Below are 17,688 nucleotides of genomic sequence, written 5' to 3' on the forward strand. Positions count from 1 at the left end.
CTTATTTCTTAACAAACCTTCCGGTATGCACTGCGCCATCGGCGTACGCGACTTTTGCCACGTACATCCCGCCCGGCAAATGACTCGTATCGATCGTCTCCGACTGCGGTAAAGAAATTGTACTCAGCGATTTGACTACGACACATTTGCCGGCTGCATTGTATAATGTTATCTCCCGGATAGTAGCACCATTCACCGGACGAACGATCAGGCTGGCGGCGACGGGATTGGGATAGATTTCAAGCACTGGCAGATCATCGAACCTTACCGCCTGAATGCTGCTGAAAGCGAAATCCGGAGTGCGACCCGAGGCCCGATCAACCATTTTCAGACGATACAGATTGATGTCTGGCAGCGGGTTAGGATGTACAAATTTGTAAGTTGTAATGGCGGCGCTCTCCCCGGCGGCCATTTTTTTACCCACCGCTATCCACGCCTTGCCACTCCCATTGCTTTGTTGTATTTCAAAATAATCACTGTTCGACTCGGCGCTCGTTGACCATTCGAGTACTGCCGTTCGTCCTTCTTTCTTTGCCGTAAAGGTTATTAATGTGACCGGCAACTGTATACAAGCGAGATCCACCATTTCCCGCGTCTCGCAATCTCCCAGGTTATTCTCGATCAGCACCTCATCGACGGATTTGGTTTTCAATATCGCGCAGAATTTCGTTGTAGCGCAAGTTTCGAGCGCGGCATTGTCGGCAATCGTAATCGTACCGCCAATCACATCGAGACTGCTCAAACCGTCCAGGCTCGTCAGCAGCGAGTCTTCGGCTAGCAGGAAGCCGCCGCCGATACTTTGCAATGCCGCCAGGCCATTGAGATTGGCCAGACTATCATTAGAGGTTATTGACAAAGAGTCGGTTATCGAGGTGAGGTTATCCAGACCCGCCAGTGATTTGAGGCTTGGATTCGCCTCGATGAAAACGCGGTCGGCCGTCGTCAGGCTGTTGAGCCCCTGCAAATCTGGTAGTAATAAGTTCGCGGCGACCACCAGGGTTCCGTCCGGTGCGAGTGATTGCAGGCTACTCAGGCCGGCAAGGCTTGTCAGCGAAAAATTATAAATCACTATCAAATCGCCGTCGATGGACGTCAGCGAAGCTAACCCGTCCACATTTTGCAATGCAAAGTTGAGTGCGATTTGTATACCCAAATATCCGACAGAAGTCAGCCCATTCAGCCCGTCCAGGTTTTCCAGCACGGGATTGAGTGTGATTACTATTTCGCTGCCGAAAGACGGCACGTTCTGCAAGCCGTCCAGGGTTTTAAGCGACGAATTTATGAACAAATAAAACCCACCACCCACGAAAGAAAGGTTGGCCAATGCAGAAAGGCTTGTCAGGCTATCGGTGTCGGCGATGGTGAGATGGCTGCCAATGGAGGCTAACTGATTGAGCCCGTCCAGGTTTTGAAGAAACACGTTGTATTCCAGAAAAAGCTCGCCGCCGATCGAGGTCAGTTGGTTAAGGCCTTGCAGATTGAGAAGACTGTCATTAAAATCAATATAAACACTCCCTCCTACCGACGCCAGCCCGTTCAGACCATTCAGATCTTTGATCGAGTAATTATTCGTGATTTCCAGAAGGCCATTGAGTTGCGTAATGCTTTCCAGCCCCGCGAGCGAGGTAAGGTTGGCATTGAAACCAATGCGGAGCGAATTGTCGACGGATGCAATCGTGAGATCATCGAGCGTCGTCAGCGAATCCGTCGTACCGATGATCAGCGACCCGCCTACCGCGCCGATATTCCCGATTCCCACCAGGTTTTTCAACGCGAGGTTGCCGTCGATGATCAGATCGCCGGGCACAATGTTCAGGCCTTCGAGCCCCGCCAGGCTTTCCAATACCGGGTTATCATATATTGCCACCACGGATCCCACCGAAGTAATCGTAAGGTCGCCGATCGATTTCAGGGAATCACTCAGCGCGATCACAAGCGAATCCCCTACCGAAACAATATTTCCGATACCGGCAAGGTCTTTCAGCACGGCGTTGGTATCGATTACCAGGCTGCCGGTCACCGCGGTAAGGCCTTCGAGGCCGTCGAGGCTTTCCAGTGACGGATTACTATATATTTTCACGGAAGAACCGGCCGAAAGGATATTTCCGAGGCCGGTCAGGGTTGTAAGCGCCGGATTGTTCCGGATCGTGATACTACCTCCCACGCTTGCAAGCGTGTTCAGCGCACTAAGATCCACAATATCAGACCCTTCCACGATGAGATTCCCCGGCAGGTTAATGCAACCCGGGTTGTTCGTAACAAAATTATCCAGCGTGGCCTGATCGTTGACGACGAGGTCGGTGGGACATTGTGCCAGTACGGCAAGCGGCAGCAGCACTACCAGCAGGAGGTAGAATTTTTTCACGAAAATGAAGGGTTTGTGTTTACTGAAAGATTTTCAGGCGATTATAGCTAAAAACCTTCGTATCACAAACCCTTTTCGTAGTATTAGTTCCAATATCAGACCGCCCGCACCTCTTTGCCCGGCTTTTTGAGGATTAATGCCGATATGAGCGTGACAATCAGCCCTACTGGCAGAATTTCGGCATACGTCCAAAGGATAACCATGACCGGGTTCTGGTACATTTCCTTGTAGCCAGCGAGCTCGGTTACCTTCGCTTCAAGCTCGGCCGCCGTGGGCCCTTCGGCCTGGAACTGTTTCAGCAAATGCGCCGTGTATTTGTCCATGAAATCGGGGATAAAAAGATAATAGTCGACCAGCCAGACGATCACATATACCGTCGACGCGACCAATGTAATGTAGAGCCCGATTTTAAATGCTTTTCCAAAAGAGACCGAGCCGCTGTTGTACTTGTCGCGGTAGTTTTTAATCCCCACAAAAACCATAGAAAACGACAGCAGCATGGCCGCATAGCCAAGCAGCATATTGCCTTCAAAACTTTCCTTCTGATAGCAAACCGCTATGGAAGAAACCATAAAAGTCGACACCACCACGCCCGAAATCAACCCGCAGATAACGATGATCCTGTTCATATCATTTTGATTTAAGTATCCTGTAATACTGCGAAATTGAAGCGTTATGGCCGTTTTACAGTCATACTTTCAGGTGATTTTTTACCAGTGAGGTGTATTTGTCGTCCATTCTTTGACCACGCCTGATAAACATTGCCACATCTGACCAGGCCAACGCAACAGATACCCGCATCACCCAATAAGCCCGAGCCGCCTTGCGCGCTCCACAGCCTGCGTGCGATTGCGGACTTCCAATTTCTCGAAAATCCGGGAGGAGTGCGTCTTCACCGTGTTCAGCGAAACGAACAATCGCTCGGCGATCTGTTGGTTGCTCAACCCTTCGGCCACCAGCTGCAACACTTCCAGTTCGCGTTGACTGATACCCAGCCGCAGCCGCTCCGGCTCGTTGAGAATGAATTCTTCGCCCGCCGTGACGTACACCTCGCGCTCCACGATCCGCGTCTCGACTCTGGGCGCAGTAAGTTTGTGGGCCAGCCATATGCCCAGCCCGGTAAACATCAGCGCAATGGCCCCTACATAAATTTCAATGAGATGGTCGATGATCAGAAACCGCAATTCGAGCCATCTGAGCACAAAAAGCAACAAGGCAAGCGATACTCCGTAGAGTAGCTCCTGCCTGTGTCTGCGGTAAAAATCGCTAATTGCCTTGGAAGCCATTTGTAACCAGTCCGTTGGTTTACCAAAAATAAAAATTTTCGGTCAGCGGTCTAGTTTGCCCGGCATTTTCCAGACTCCTATTTATTGTGTTTCAGGATCACGTCCTTGACTCCTTCGCAAAGGTTTTTAACGCGGTGGTAGGAATCGCGGCTATTCTCGTCCTTGTCCAGGTAAACCATCAGCTCACCCGGCGACGATTCGACCGTCAGTTTGGTATGATCCGAGAGAACGGTGACGATCTTGGATTCCCGTTCGGGATCGATCCGAATAGGCGAAATGCGGTCACTGAGAAACTCGGCTACCATCGGGGACAGATTGTCATCGAAGTGGGCCTTGAACCGATAGGAATCGTCTTCATCCTTAACGGCAATGCTCACGTCCCCGTTGTTGCATGAGATCAGCATCACAAGCGCCACAATTTGAGAGATCAGTAATGATTTAATTTTCATAGCTAACAATTGTTTACAAGGTACTATGCAATATACAGTACTGGTTTTGAAATTGCAATAGCCATGTGATGAATGGCAATGGTTTGTGGAAGGAGACGGTGCATTAATGCCGTTAACTGCGATTTCAAAAGGTTTTGTATTAAATTGGCTTAAAACTAATCCTGCTACCGACTTGAAAACAGCGTTACTTCACTCCTTGATCCGCAGATTGATAGCCCTGCACGTATTCGTGCTGTTTACACTGGGAACCTCCCAAATCATTCGCGCACAAACCCCGCCCAAAGAAGACTCCCTCTACATCCGCGAGCATTACACCAAAATAGAACGTCAGATCGCAATGCGTGACGGCGTCAAACTCTTCACATCCATTTATTTACCAAAAGACAAAACAAAAACCTACCCTATCCTGCTTAACCGCACGCCTTACAGCGTCGCGCCTTACGGGGAAGATTTGTACAAGACTTCACTCGGGCCGAGCATGCTCTTTGCAAGGGAAGGCTATATCATTGTGTATCAAGACGTAAGAGGCAAACTTATGTCAGAAGGCGATTTCGAAGCTTACCGCCCGTTTATACCGGTTAAAAAAGCAAAAACCGATACTGACGAAAGCTCCGACACTTACGATACGATCGAATGGCTCATTAAGAATATCGAAGGGAATAATGGCAAAGTAGGCACCTGGGGCATTTCGGCACCGGGTTACTACACTACCATGACGGCCGTAGAAGCACATCCGGCATTGAAAATCGCTTCGCCACAGGCACCGGTTACCGACTGGTTCATGGGCGACGACCGGCATCATAACGGAGCGTTTTTTCTGATGGGTACATTTGCGTTCCTGTCGTCGTATGGCGCACCGCGGCCTGTTCCCACCACTAAGCCTTCGCCCCAGTTTTCGGCCTGGGGAACGCCTGATTCCTATGAGTTTTACAAGAAAATGGGGCCATTGAAAAACTTCGACGAGCAGATCTTCAAAGGACAGAACCGCATCTGGAACCAGATGATGGAGAACGAAACCTACAACGATTTCTGGAAAGCCCGCACGCCGGTACCGCATTTGAAGAACGTCAAACCTGCGGTAATGGTAGTAGGCGGCTGGTTCGATCAGGAGGATTTGTACGGGCCATTGAAAACGTATCAGGCTGTTTCCAGTCAAAACCCGCAAACGCCCAACTGGCTCATTATGGGCCCCTGGATACATGGCGGCTGGGCGCGCGGCACAGGAGAATCGCTTGGAAATATCCGGTTTGGTGCTAAAACAAGCTCGTTTTATCAAAAGGAAATCGAATTACCCATTTTTAACCATTACCTGAAAGACCAGCTGGACCCGAAACTGCCCAAAGCCTACATTTTCGAAACCGGATCGAACGAATGGCGCAAATACGACCAATGGCCTCCCAAAAATACAGTCGAGAAAAAGCTCTACCTGCATCCGGACGGCACATTGTCCTTTTCGCCGACTATGACCACCATGCAGGTGGGCGCCAAACCGTCGTTCCACGAATACCTCAGCGACCCCGCCAAGCCGGTGCCATACACTTCCGAAATCCGCATTATCCGCGGCAGTGATTTTATGTATGAAGACCAGCGCTTCGCGGCCAGCCGCCCGGACGTGCTCGTCTATGAGTCCGAAGTTTTGAAAGAAGATGTGACCATTTCAGGGAATGTCTTTGCCGACCTTTTCGTCTCCACCACCGGCACGGACGCGGATTTCGTCGTCAAACTGATCGACATTTACCCCGGCGACGCACCAAATGACAGCCCTATCAACCCCAACATGAAAATGGGTGGATTCCAGTTGCTGGTCCGAGGCGAGGTCATGCGGTCCAAATTCCGCAAAAGCTTTTCCAAACCCGAGCCCATGAGGCCCGGTAAGATCGAAAATGTGAAATTCGATATGCAGGATGCGGCCCATCGCTTTAAAAAGGGCCACAAGATTATGGTGCAGGTGCAAAGTTCGTGGTTTCCGCTCGTGGACCGCAACCCTCAGAAGTTTGTGAACATTTACAAAGCTACCGAGGCGGATTTCCAAAAGGCCACGCACCGCGTCTACCTTTCGGGCGAGGCGTCCTCGTACGTAGGCGTGCGTGTAGTCGAGTAGCGGCGGTCAGGCGGGCTTTTTTAATGCAATGGTGAAAGTACTTCCTGCTCCCAGCTCGCTTTCGACGGTGAGCGTTCCGTCCTGGGCTTCCATAAACTCTCGGCTAATGGCGAGGCCCAGGCCAGTACCTTCTTTGGTAGAACCGGGGACGCGGAAATAACGGTCGAAGATCTTGTCCTTATACTCCTGCGAAATGCCTTGCCCACTGTCTGTTACGGCAATGCGCACCGACTCGCTGTCTTCGTCCAGCTGAATGCGAATGCTGGAATGGTCGTAGGAATAGCGGATCGCATTGGAAACCAGGTTGGTAACCACCCAGGCTGTTTTCTCCGAATCGGCCAAAACACTTGAACGTACACCCCGATCCTCGATTTGAAGGCTGATATCCCGGCTTCCTGCCTGGGTCTCATTGGCTGCAATGGCATACTGAACGATCTCCTGGGGCGATGTCGCTGCGATGCTCAGCTGGATCTTGCCGCTCTCGACCTGCGTGATATTGAGCAGTTCGCCAGTGATCTTCAAAAGCCGGTCGGCATCTTCCCGGATGCTGTCGAGCAGGCTGCGCTGTTCCTCGTTGGTGTCGCCCACGCGTTCGTTTTGAAGCAGGTCGAGGGTTATTTTAATGGATGAAATAGGCGTTTTGAGCTCATGCGAGACGTTGGCGATGAAATTGGTCTTGGCAAAATCCAGCTCTTTGTAAGGCGTCACATTGCGCAGAATGATCACATGGCCAATCGACCGGGGCTGCTGCTCGCCGGTAGGTACGATTGAAATATCGACGTATTCCTTTTCAAAATAGCTCTCTTTGTTGTCGGCGTAGATTTTCATCGCTGTCCCCTGCCCGTTGTCCCTTGCCTGCGGGTCGGAAATATCTTTGACCAGCGAACGGACCAGGTCGTTATGCAACGCAATGTCCGTTGCATTGCGGCCTACTAGCTCGGATACTTGTAAACCGGTCACTTTTCTGGCCACTTCATTGGCAAAAATCACCTTGCGGTTTTCGTCCAGGCCTATTACCGGGTCGTGCATATTGTCGATCAGCGTCTCCACCCGCTTTTTCTCGATCATGAGCCTGGCCAGGTTACTGCTATTGTACTCTTCCAGCTTCTCAGCCATGGTGTTAAACGACTGCGCGAGCTGACCGTATTCGTCACTGCTGCCAAAATGTACACGTTCGGTATAATTCTCGTTAGCGATCTGGCGGATACTTTCAGTGAGCTCGCGGATCGGATTGGCGATGTTACCCGGCAAGTTTACAAACAACGTAAATGCAATAAGGAAGCACAATGTTCCCGTAATCCCGATCCAGACCATCGAGCTTTTAGCCGTCTGGCCGGCAATAAGGCTTTTCCGGTTGATCGCATCCAGGTTAATACTCATGATTTCCAGGGCATCGTTGCGGATCAGTTCCACCGCTTCCTTGTCACGTACGTTCGTTTTCAGCTTTTCAAAATGGCCTGCCAGCTGCTCCGTAAGTTCCTTTTCTCCTATTTCGGTGATGTTCTGCTGCTGGGCTTCGAGGTTCTTTTTAAAAGTATCCAATGCACCTGCGTGCATTTCCAGCTCGTCGAGCGCGCGGAGCATCTGGCGGCTGTACTCGAGGGAATTATGATTGGCAATGAGAATATTGCGCGAGTCGGCCGAAAGCAAGCTCACCTGCCTGATACCCACCACCGCAAGCACGGTGATCATGGCGAAAAGCAGGCCTATACCCAGCCTCAGTTTGGTTTTGATCTTCATTTCAGGAAAGTATTACGAGGTCAATGTCGGAAGAAGACATTTTATTTAAAAGTCCGTTGAAGACATTCGTGGCCAGAATGACCTTGAAAAGGTTCAAATGCGGCTTTCCGATGCATATGGTCGTGATCTTATTCTTTTCGGCCACTTCTACGATCGTTTTGGCGATACTACCGCTCTCGGTTTTGATCACATTCCCGCCCAGTTCGGTGGCCAGTTTAAAGTTGTTGATCAAATGACGCTGTTTCGCCAATCCGATGCGGCTTGCCGATTCGGCGGGTGTTTGCACATACAGCAAAAACCAGCTGCTATGGTAGTAATTGGCCAGCCGGGCGGTTTTACGGATCACATTGCGGGCAGTCTTTTCATTACTGCTAATGCATGCCAGGAAACGCTCGTGTTTGAGCGCCATTCCCGGCTGTATTTCGCTTTCCACCTTCCGCTCCACCTGCGAGGCGACCTCTTTCAAAGCCAGTTCACGCAGTTGAAGAATGTGCTGCGGCTTGAAGAAGTTCTGCAATGCGGCCTGTATCTTCTCCTCTTTATAAATTTTACCTTCTTTCAAACGGGTAATCAGCTCGTCGGCGGTGAGGTCGATATTCACCACTTCATCGGCCAGGCCGAGCACCTTGTCGGGAATACGCTCGGCCACTTCCACGCCCGTAATACTGCGCACTTCCTGATTCAGGCTTTCGATATGCTGGATATTTACGGCGGAGATCACATTGATCCCCGCTTCGAGAATATCCAGCACATCCTGCCAGCGTTTGGCATTTTTGCTGCCCTCGATATTGGAATGCGCCAGCTCATCCACGATCACAACTTCCGGCCGCAGGGTAATTACCGCCTGCACGTCGAACTCTTCCAACTCCTTACCTTTATAAAACAACCTGCGCCGCGGGATTACCGGCAGGCCTTCGAGCAATTCGTGCGTTTCCTTCCGGTTATGCGTCTCGATGTACCCGATCTTCACGTCGATACCCGTTCGCATCAGCGCGTGGGCCTCCTGCAACATCCGGTAGGTCTTACCCACCCCGGCGCTCATTCCGATGTAGATTTTGAATTTGCCTCTTCTCGACTTCTTGATCAGTTCAAGAAAATGTTCGGCGCTGGTTTCCATTGTTTTTCGAAGTTTAGAGCGGTCGGCCGCCACGGTTCAGGGTCTGGGTGTTAGTTGAGCGCGAAAGTGAGTGCAGTGGTGAGATACGTCTTACTCTTGGAAAGTTCGGGACTCCTGTCACTAAATATCGCATCGCGGCTGCTAAGATTACGCGCCTCGATCCGCCAAATTACCTGCGGGGTGATCTGATAGTCGAAATTCAGTGACGTGCCGAAAGTCTGGAAGCCATTATCGGTTCCTGTGGCGATGATCATGCCGTTTTGATCATGATAATATTCCCCTCTGGCTGCGATATTGATTTTGGAAGAAGGTGAAAATCGCAGGATCATGACCGGCACGTAAACGATATTGTAGGCGCTGCTGTGCTTGGCTTTCTGCTCGCTGCCGATATCAAAACCGGTGGTCAGGCCCCATTTGCCGCCCAATTGGAATACACCGTAAATATTGTGGTAATACCGCATTTGTCGCGTGCTGTCGGCCTTGTCGCTGCCGATAAATGTGCTGTAATTCAAAGTTACGGCCGCATTAGGCTTAAAGGTAACCTGTGTCCCGAATGCGGGCGTCGAATTGCCATCCAGCCGTTGAATGCGTTGCCATCCATTGAGGTACATCGCCGAGAGGTACCATTTGGTATCTTGTGTGGTGTATCCCAATTTCAACCCGGTTTCAAAATAGGGCGTGTTCTCTGCCACTAAGCTACGCGTCAAAGCCCAGTTATCTTTCCCGATTGCGCTCTCGAAGCCGATATGCGACGGCATAATGCCAGCGTCGAGCCATAGGTTGTGTTTTTTGGAAATCTTCACCCCGGCATTTGCCTCGAATACATTTTTCAATACGCCCGGCTCGGCGGCATAGTTCGCATTCATGTAAGTACCTGCTGCCAAGGCCAGGTTCGCACGCACGCGGTCGCCGGTGTAACTGCCTTTAAGGAAAGCCAGGTTCAGGTTCACCTCGCCGGTCCTGCTATGGTTGTAAATGAAACCGGGCATGGTATGGCTATCGGTTTTGCGGAAATCCTGCAAGTAATACGACTCCACATAGGCGCTCACTGCGAACGGTGGCGCATTGCCGGCCACAGCGACGGTAGAATCCTGGGCATTCGCTTGTAAAATGCAGGCAATGGCAAGCGCACTTAAAATCAAGGTTTTCATAAAAAAGGTAATCTGTTCAATCATAGCCGCGCGGTAAGACGAAACGCAGCCCGCTGCGACGGCACTGGAAACGGGCTGTGTGCAATGATACTTATCTGGTCAGCGCAGGTTTTCCAGCGCCAGGTTCAGTTTCAAGACATTGATCTTCGTCGGGCCGAACAATCCCAGCAGGGGACCCTCGATATGCTCTTTCACAAGCTGTTGGAGCTTCTGCTCCGGCAGGTTACGAAGCTTTGCAATCCGCTTCAGCTGCACCAACGCCGCTTTTTCGGAAATATCCGGGTCCAATCCGCTGCCGCTCGCCGTCACCAGTTCTACCGGAATATCGGCCTTTTGCACGCCCGGGTTATGCAACAGAAATGTATCGATACGCGCCTGCACAACACCCAAATACTCCTCATTAGAAGGCCCCTTGTTGCTACCACCGCTACCGGCCGCATTATACCCCACCGCCGAAGGCCGTGAATTGAAGTACTTATCATCCGTAAACGATTGCCCGATATTGGTATAATACCGTTTACCATTTTGCTCGACAATCTCTCCTTTGCCGTGGTTAGGAAAGAGCCGGGCAATGCCCAAAATCACCAGCGTATACACGCCTGAGAAGAATATCAGCGTCACGATTGTCAACCGGATCGCTGGGAGAATATGTTGTTTCATGGTTTCTGTATTTTAAATCCTCGAATGTGCATTTACCTTAGAACCAAATACTTACTAGTAAATCAATCGCCTTTATCCCCACAAAAGGCACCAGTACACCCCCTAATCCATAAATCAGCAAATTGCGTCTGAGCAATGCGCTCGCGCCGATTGGCTTATAGGCTACGCCCTTCAAGGCCAGCGGAATCAGCAGCGGGATAATGACCGCATTGAAAATGATCGCCGACAAAATCGCGCTTTCAGGCGTGTGGAGGCGCATAATGTTGAGGCCTTGCAGGGCCGGGATGGATGCGATGAACAATGCGGGCACAATGGCGAAGTATTTGGCGACGTCGTTGGCGATGCTGAATGTCGTGAGCGTACCACGGGTCATGAGCAACTGCTTGCCGATTTCTACGATTTCGATCAGTTTGGTCGGGTCGTTGTCGAGGTCGACCATATTACCGGCTTCCTTGGCGGCCTGGGTACCGCTGTTCATGGCCACGCCTACATCTGCCTGCGCGAGGGCCGGCGCGTCGTTGGTGCCGTCGCCCATCATAGCTACGAGTTTGCCTTTCTGCTGCTCGGCTTTAATGTAATTCATTTTATCCTCGGGCCGGGCTTCGGCGATATAGTCGTCTACCCCGGCTTTCTCGGCGATAAATTTGGCTGTCAGCGGGTTGTCGCCGGTCACCATCACGGTCTTGACGCCCATTTTACGCAACCGCTCGAAACGCTCCTGAATGCCCGGTTTAATAATATCCTGCAACTCGATCACGCCTATGACGGCCTCATTTTCAGCCACTACCAGCGGCGTACCGCCATTGCTGGAAATGTCCCTTACTTTCTCCGCGGTATCGGCCGGAAATGCGTTGCCTGCTTTCTCGGCCAGCTTACGAATGGCATCGGACGCCCCTTTTCGGATGCGGGTGTCCAGGAAATTGACACCCGAGCTTCTTGTTTCAGCGGTGAACTCGATAAAAGTCGGGTTCTCGACGCGCAGCTGATCTGGCTGTAAATCAGCGAGTTCTATAATTGATTTTCCCTCAGGCGTTTCGTCGGCGATGGAGCTCAATGCCGCCACTTTGATGAAATAGCCCTTGTCAACACCTTCGGCTGGCCAAAAATGGGTGGCTTTACGGTTCCCGATGGTGATGGTACCCGTCTTATCGAGCAGTAGTGTGTCGATATCCCCGGCGGTTTCCACGGCTTTACCACTTTTGGTGATCACATTGGCGCGTAATGCGCGGTCCATTCCCGCAATACCGATAGCAGAAAGCAACCCGCCGATCGTGGTAGGGATCAGGCAGACGAACAGCGAAATGAATGCGGCGATGGTAATCGGCGTGTTTGCGAAATCGCCGAATGGCTTCAATGTGATGCACACGATGATAAATACCAATGTAAAACCGGCCAGAAGGATCGTCAATGCGATCTCGTTCGGTGTTTTCTGGCGGCTGGCACCCTCTACGAGTGCAATCATTTTGTCCAGAAAACTTTCCCCCGGCTCGGTAGTGACCCTCACTTTAATACGATCGGAAAGCACTTTGGTACCGCCGGTGACGCTGCTTTTGTCGCCCCCTGCTTCACGGATTACCGGTGCGGACTCTCCGGTGATTGCACTTTCGTCGATAGTAGCCAGCCCTTCGATGATTTCTCCGTCGGTAGGGATAATGTCGCCCGTTTCACAAAGGAAGATGTGCCCTTTGCGCAGCTGGGATGATGGCACCACTTTGATTTCATTCACGTACATATCACCCACAACCTGGATCCATTTGGCGGGCGTCTCTTCGCGGGTTTTGCGCAAGCTGTTGGCCTGGGCTTTACCGCGTGCCTCAGCAATGGCCTCCGCGAAGTTGGCGAACAGCAGCGTAAGAAACAGAATCAGGAAAATGACCAGGTTGTAAACCAGACTCCCCTGCGTTTTTTCACCTGAAATTACCCAGATATTGACGATCAGCATGACAAACGTGCCGATCCAGACGGTGAACATCACCGGGTTACGGAACATAATGCGGGGATTGAGCTTCACAAAGGATTGCGCCAGCGCCTCCCGTACGAGGTCTCCCTGAAAAAGGGATGTATTTTGAGCTTTCATTTCTGCTATTCAGTTGATTATTGCATTGAAAAGTATTCGGCAATAGGCCCGAGGGTCAATGCGGGAAAGAATGATAATGCAGTGATAATGACAATTACCGCAAACACCATGATACCGAAGGTACCTGTGTCTGTTTTAAGCGTTCCTGCACTCTCCGGAACGTGTTTTTTGGATGCGAGAATGCCCGCAATGGCCACCGGACCGATGATCGGGATGAACCGCGAGAGGACGAGTACGATGCCGCAGCTAATGTTCCACCAGAGCGTGTTGTCGCCTAACCCTTCAAAACCGCTGCCATTGTTGGCCGCCGAGGAAGTGTATTCGTAGAGCATTTCACTGAAACCGTGGAAGCCTGGGTTGTTCAATGTGCTGGCTGTCAGTTCGGGCATTGCAACACCTAATGCGGTGGCGGCCAGGATCAGTAGCGGATGCAGCAAAGCAACGATCATGGCGATCTTCATTTCCCTGGCTTCGATCTTTTTACCCATAAACTCCGGCGTACGGCCGACCATCAAACCGCTGATAAACACTGCGAGGATGATAAATATGTAAAAATTAAGAATTCCCGCGCCCGCGCCGCCATAAAATGCATTCGTCATCATCGACAGCATTTGTGTAAGGCCGGAGACCGGCATAAAGCTATCGTGCATGGAATTGATCGAGCCCGTGGAGATAACGGTAGTGGCTATACTCCAAAATGCAGAGGCGGTAGTACCGAACCTTGTCTCCTTCCCTTCCATGGCGCCGGACGACATATCCACATGCATTTGCGCGATCTTCGGGTTGCCGTGCAGCTCGGTGGTAATCGTAGGAATGGTAAGCAGCAGGAAGCCAAGCGTCATGACGCCGAAAATCATCCAGGACAGCCTTTTTCTTTTAACATAATAACCCAGTGCAAAGATCATCGCCAGTGGAATGATCATCTGCGAGAACATTTCGACCATGTTGGTGGCATAGTTCGGGTTTTCGAACGGATGAGCGGAGTTAGCGCCGAAGAACCCGCCTCCGTTGGTACCCACGTGCTTGATAGGCACGAACGCAGCCACCGGACCGGTTGAAACCCGGATCGTATCGCCTTGCATTGAATAAACGGTATCCTTGCCTTCGAAAGTCATTGGCGTTCCGTTGGCAAGCAATATGAGGGCGACCAGAAACGAAACCGGCAGCAATATCCGCGTGCACGATTTCACCATCAGATCATAGAAATTACCCAGTTTCTCGGTCGTACGCTCCTTTAATGCGATGATCACCACGGCTGCCGCGGCCATACCGGTGCCTGCGCTGACAAACTGAAGGAACATCAGGAAAAGTTGTCCGAGGTAACTCATGCCGCTTTCGCCGGAGTAGTGCTGCAGGTTACAGTTGACGACGAACGAAATAGTGGTATTGAATGCCAGGTCAGGCGATTGCGACGGGTTGCCATCGGGGTTAAGCGGAAGCCACCCCTGGTTCATCAATACAAACATGCCCAGGAAAAACCAGACCATATTGATCGTCAGCAATGCAAACAAATGCTGTTTCCAGTTCATTTCCACGTTTGGGCGAATGCCGCTCAAACGATAGAACCCTTTTTCCAAAGGGCCAAAAACAGGGTCGAGAAGTGTTTTTTCTCCTCCATATACTTTCGCAATGTACTTGCCGAACGGTACCGCCAATGCGACCGTAGCGATGAACAATGCGATGATGCCAAATAATTCGGTGTTCATTGGATTGGGTGTTTTAAAATTTTTCAGGCTTCACAAGCACATAGCACATGTACACGAAGACCAGGATCGAGATGATGAATAGCGCAAGCATGATTTCAGATCTTTTCGAAATAGTGAACAGTTTTGTAAAACAGCCCGAAGCTTAAAGCGCCGACTGCCAGGAGAAGGAGTGTTGTCATTGTCTTTTTAAATTTTTTATAACAAAATCATTACAGCATATAGCAACTCTTGTTCCGTCGACTTAAATAGACAACAAGGCATTGATTTACAGCCAGATGATTTAATTATGATTTTTTGGGCATAAAAAAAGCCTATCAAAATGATAAGCTTTTTTATCAGAATGGAAATGCCGGTACTGGTGTGTGGGTTGCTCCCGACGCTGTATTGGCGAGCCCTGTCGGGCGAGCCGCTTTGTTATAGTTTATACTCGTCGATCTTGCGGTAGAGCGTCGCAATACCTATTTCCAGAAGCCTTGCGGCCTCGGCCTTGTTGCCGTTGGTGTAGTTCAGGACTTTTTGCAAATGCAGCTTTTCGGAGCTCGCCAGCGAGAATGCGGACATGTTTTGACCGCCCTCCTGCCGCGGGTGCTGCATTTCGAACGGAAGACTTTCCGTATCCAGCACAGGGCCGTCGGTAAGGATCACGCTGCGTTCGATCACATTTTTAAGCTCGCGGATGTTGCCGTTCCAGGGATTTTTTTTCAATGCATTGATAAAATCCGGTGAAAGCGACGCGATCTTCTTGTTGGTTTTCAATGCAAACTGGGCCGCAAAACTTTCCGCCAGCGCGCCAATGTCGGCCGTGCGTTCACGCAATGCGGGCAGTGTGATCTGGAATACGGAAAGCCTGTAGAACAAGTCGCTGCGGAACTCGCCTGCCGCTATTTGTTTGGGTAAATCCCGGTGCGTGGCGGCGATCACCCGCACATTTACCCTGGTAGGATGCGTTTCCCCAATTTTGATAAACTCCCCGGATTCGAGCACGCGTAATAGCTTCGCCTGCAACTCCGGCGCGAGTTCTCCTATTTCGTCAAGGAAAATAGTACCGTTACTGGCTTCTTCGAAAAGGCCTTTTTTGTCACGTATGGCTCCGGTAAATGCACCGGCTTTGTGCCCGAACATCTCGCTTTCGAGCAAATCTTTGCCAAATGCGGAGCAATTGATAGCCACAAACGATTTCTTGGCCCGGTTGCTCGCCTGGTGGATCGATTGGGCGAAAACCTCCTTTCCCGTGCCGGTCTCACCCAGTAACAGCACCGTCGTGTCCGTAGGCGCTACGCGGCGAGCGAGGTCGATGCAGGCCTGCAAGTTTCTGGACTTACCTATAATCGTGTCAAACGACCGTCTTTCACCGAGTTGTTTTTCCAGGCTAGTCACCCGGCGGTTCAGCTCGGCTTTTTCAATGGCTTTATACAAAAGCGGGATGATCCTGTTGTTATCGTCGCCCTTGGTAATGTAATCGAACGCGCCGTTCTTGATGGCCTGCACGCCATCAGGAATATTGCCGTATGCGGTAAGCAGGATCACTTCCAGCAACGGATACTTCTCCCTCAATGCTTTCGAAAAATCCACGCCGTTGCCATCGGGCAGTTTCACATCGCAAAGCACCACATCGATATCCGACTGGTCCAGCTTTTTCCAGGCGGTTTTAATGTCACCTGCTTCGATCACTTCAAAGCCTTCTAGCCTGATCACACGGCCCATCAGCCCGCGCAGTTTCTCTTCATCATCGACGATCAGTACTTTCTTCATGCGCAATTGCCGGGGGTTTAAACCCCTGGTTATAGATAATGGTTGGGATGCAGGCAGTATGCCCAGTAATCGTAAATGACCCTGATCCTGGTTTTAAGGTCGCCGAAGCTGTTTTCTTTCTTGAAAAAACCCTGAATGGTCGAGTCGTACGCCGCTTCGATTATCAGGGGGTTGTCGGCCGTGCTCAAAAACACAAACGGAATCGATTTTTTCCGCAGATACTCGTTCTTATCGATCCGCTCACGGAGTTCCAGGCCGTTCATAATCGGCATATTAATATCGCAAATGATCAGAAAAGGCTGGTCACGCGTGGTTTCGAGGTAAAGCAGCGCTTCAACGCCGTTATTGAAAAACAAAAGCTCGTTGGGTATGTCAAGCTCCTCCATGACGCTCTTGATTAGAAACTGATCATCGGCGTCGTCCTCGATTGAAATAATGGGTCCTTTAATTGACATTGCCCGGGGATTAATAACTGAAATCTGGTCACAAATAACGCAATTATTGGTCCCAATACCAATCCGCGCCGGAATCTCACAAAATCCGCCGCGCGTAGTTTTCGATCCGTCCCGCGTAGGCTCCGGTAGCAGATACGCCATTAGCTTTGTATCGAAATCACAGTCAGCCATGAAAACAATTCAAACCATGAAAAAGCAATTTCTAACACTGTTAACACTTGCCACACTATTTACAAGCTGCACCGACCACGACGCGCCGATTAGCACATCCAACTACCACCTTGACGAAACATCCGTAGCGGAATGGAAAGGGTATCTCAAAACAGGATACTTTAATGAAGGCGCGATGGATGTCGAGAGCAACAGCCTTGTGATCGAGAACGGGAAAGTGAAGAGCGGATCGTTCTCCCTCCCGCTCTCGTCGATCGTCAATTTCAACCTGCCTACTGACGAGTTGAAACACCAGCTTGTGCACCACCTGCAAAGCGCCGATTTCTTTAATATGGCGCTTCATCCAAACGTAACCTTCGAAATTATGAGCGTAGCGCCATTTTCGGGCACCGGGCCAGGCGTGGTTTCAGGTGCCAATTTTGAGGTGACAGGTCATTTAACACTGTTAGGAAAGAGTAATCCGGTCACTTTCCCTGCCCGGATCGATTTGAACGGCGATTCGTTCAAATTGGAAGCGATTACCCAGTTCGACCGCACATTGTGGGGTATGAACTATGCCACAGAACCCGGTCTGCCGGACGATGCGTCCATTAAGCCGGGTATCGAGGTGCATTTGAAACTTGCGGGGAAGAAAATGTAGCCGAAGGGAGGTCAAAAC

14 protein-coding genes are annotated in these 17,688 nt (G+C 50.8%); 2 read left to right on the top strand and 12 right to left on the bottom strand.

All coding sequences use genetic code 11. The annotated features are described in order from the left end of the window. Position 1: 1 nt before the first annotated feature. The 4 genes from ACTJJJ_RS08480 to ACTJJJ_RS08495 form a co-directional block, all read right to left on the bottom strand. On the bottom strand, positions 2-2,365 hold the full coding sequence (locus tag ACTJJJ_RS08480; RefSeq protein WP_426294123.1) for a T9SS type A sorting domain-containing protein: 2,364 nt from the start codon (positions 2,363-2,365) through the stop codon (positions 2-4). Positions 2,366-2,460: 95 nt separating this feature from the next. Continuing rightward, the gene (locus ACTJJJ_RS08485) at positions 2,461-2,994 is read right to left on the bottom strand and encodes a DUF4199 domain-containing protein (RefSeq protein ID WP_426294122.1); all 534 of its coding nucleotides are present in this window, start codon (positions 2,992-2,994) and stop codon (positions 2,461-2,463) included. Between the two features lie 171 nt (positions 2,995-3,165). Then, complete coding sequence (locus ACTJJJ_RS08490) at positions 3,166-3,651, bottom strand: response regulator transcription factor (RefSeq protein WP_426294121.1); 486 nt, start codon at positions 3,649-3,651, stop codon at positions 3,166-3,168. Positions 3,652-3,728: 77 nt separating this feature from the next. Beyond that, the gene (locus ACTJJJ_RS08495; RefSeq protein WP_426294120.1) at positions 3,729-4,100 is read right to left on the bottom strand and encodes a hypothetical protein; all 372 of its coding nucleotides are present in this window, start codon (positions 4,098-4,100) and stop codon (positions 3,729-3,731) included. 172 nt (positions 4,101-4,272) lie between these two features. On the opposite strand from ACTJJJ_RS08495, the gene ACTJJJ_RS08500 reads away from it, so the two are divergent. Next, positions 4,273-6,201: a CocE/NonD family hydrolase gene (locus tag ACTJJJ_RS08500; protein WP_426294119.1), complete on the top strand. Its 1,929-nt coding sequence runs from the start codon at positions 4,273-4,275 to the stop codon at positions 6,199-6,201. A gap of 6 nt (positions 6,202-6,207) precedes the next feature. On the opposite strand, the gene ACTJJJ_RS08505 is transcribed toward ACTJJJ_RS08500, so the two are convergent. The 8 genes from ACTJJJ_RS08505 to ACTJJJ_RS08540 all read right to left on the bottom strand — a co-directional run bounded on the left by ACTJJJ_RS08505 (position 6,208) and on the right by ACTJJJ_RS08540 (position 16,859). Beyond that, positions 6,208-7,941, bottom strand: coding sequence for an ATP-binding protein (locus ACTJJJ_RS08505; protein ID WP_426294118.1), 1,734 nt, complete (start codon positions 7,939-7,941; stop codon positions 6,208-6,210). Between the two features lies 1 nt (position 7,942). Beyond that, positions 7,943-9,058: a universal stress protein gene (locus ACTJJJ_RS08510; RefSeq protein WP_426294117.1), complete on the bottom strand. Its 1,116-nt coding sequence runs from the start codon at positions 9,056-9,058 to the stop codon at positions 7,943-7,945. Between the two features lie 50 nt (positions 9,059-9,108). After that, positions 9,109-10,209, bottom strand: a complete 1,101-nt coding sequence (locus tag ACTJJJ_RS08515; RefSeq protein WP_426294116.1) for a porin — start codon at positions 10,207-10,209, stop codon at positions 9,109-9,111. A gap of 99 nt (positions 10,210-10,308) precedes the next feature. After that, positions 10,309-10,869 (bottom strand): K(+)-transporting ATPase subunit C, encoded by a 561-nt coding sequence (locus ACTJJJ_RS08520; RefSeq protein WP_426294115.1) that lies wholly within the window; start codon positions 10,867-10,869, stop codon positions 10,309-10,311. 37 nt (positions 10,870-10,906) lie between these two features. Then, positions 10,907-12,946 carry a potassium-transporting ATPase subunit KdpB gene (kdpB, locus tag ACTJJJ_RS08525; protein ID WP_426294114.1) on the bottom strand — a complete coding sequence of 680 codons (2,040 nt, stop codon included), beginning with the start codon at positions 12,944-12,946 and terminating at the stop codon, positions 10,907-10,909. 17 nt (positions 12,947-12,963) lie between these two features. After that, positions 12,964-14,652: a potassium-transporting ATPase subunit KdpA gene (gene kdpA, locus ACTJJJ_RS08530; protein ID WP_426294113.1), complete on the bottom strand. Its 1,689-nt coding sequence runs from the start codon at positions 14,650-14,652 to the stop codon at positions 12,964-12,966. 414 nt (positions 14,653-15,066) lie between these two features. Next, a complete protein-coding gene (locus ACTJJJ_RS08535) occupies positions 15,067-16,404 on the bottom strand; it encodes a sigma-54-dependent transcriptional regulator (protein ID WP_426294112.1) in 1,338 nt (445 codons plus the stop codon). A 29-nt stretch (positions 16,405-16,433) separates the two neighbouring features. Continuing rightward, positions 16,434-16,859 (bottom strand): response regulator, encoded by a 426-nt coding sequence (locus ACTJJJ_RS08540; protein WP_188928600.1) that lies wholly within the window; start codon positions 16,857-16,859, stop codon positions 16,434-16,436. A gap of 187 nt (positions 16,860-17,046) precedes the next feature. Between ACTJJJ_RS08540 and ACTJJJ_RS08545 the strand changes: the two genes are divergently transcribed. Then, complete coding sequence (locus tag ACTJJJ_RS08545) at positions 17,047-17,670, top strand: YceI family protein (RefSeq protein ID WP_229221274.1); 624 nt, start codon at positions 17,047-17,049, stop codon at positions 17,668-17,670. Positions 17,671-17,688: the final 18 nt, after the last annotated feature.

It is taken from the genome of Dyadobacter sp. 22481 (genome assembly GCF_052044875.1).
Lineage (GTDB): Bacteria > Bacteroidota > Bacteroidia > Cytophagales > Spirosomataceae > Dyadobacter > Dyadobacter endophyticus.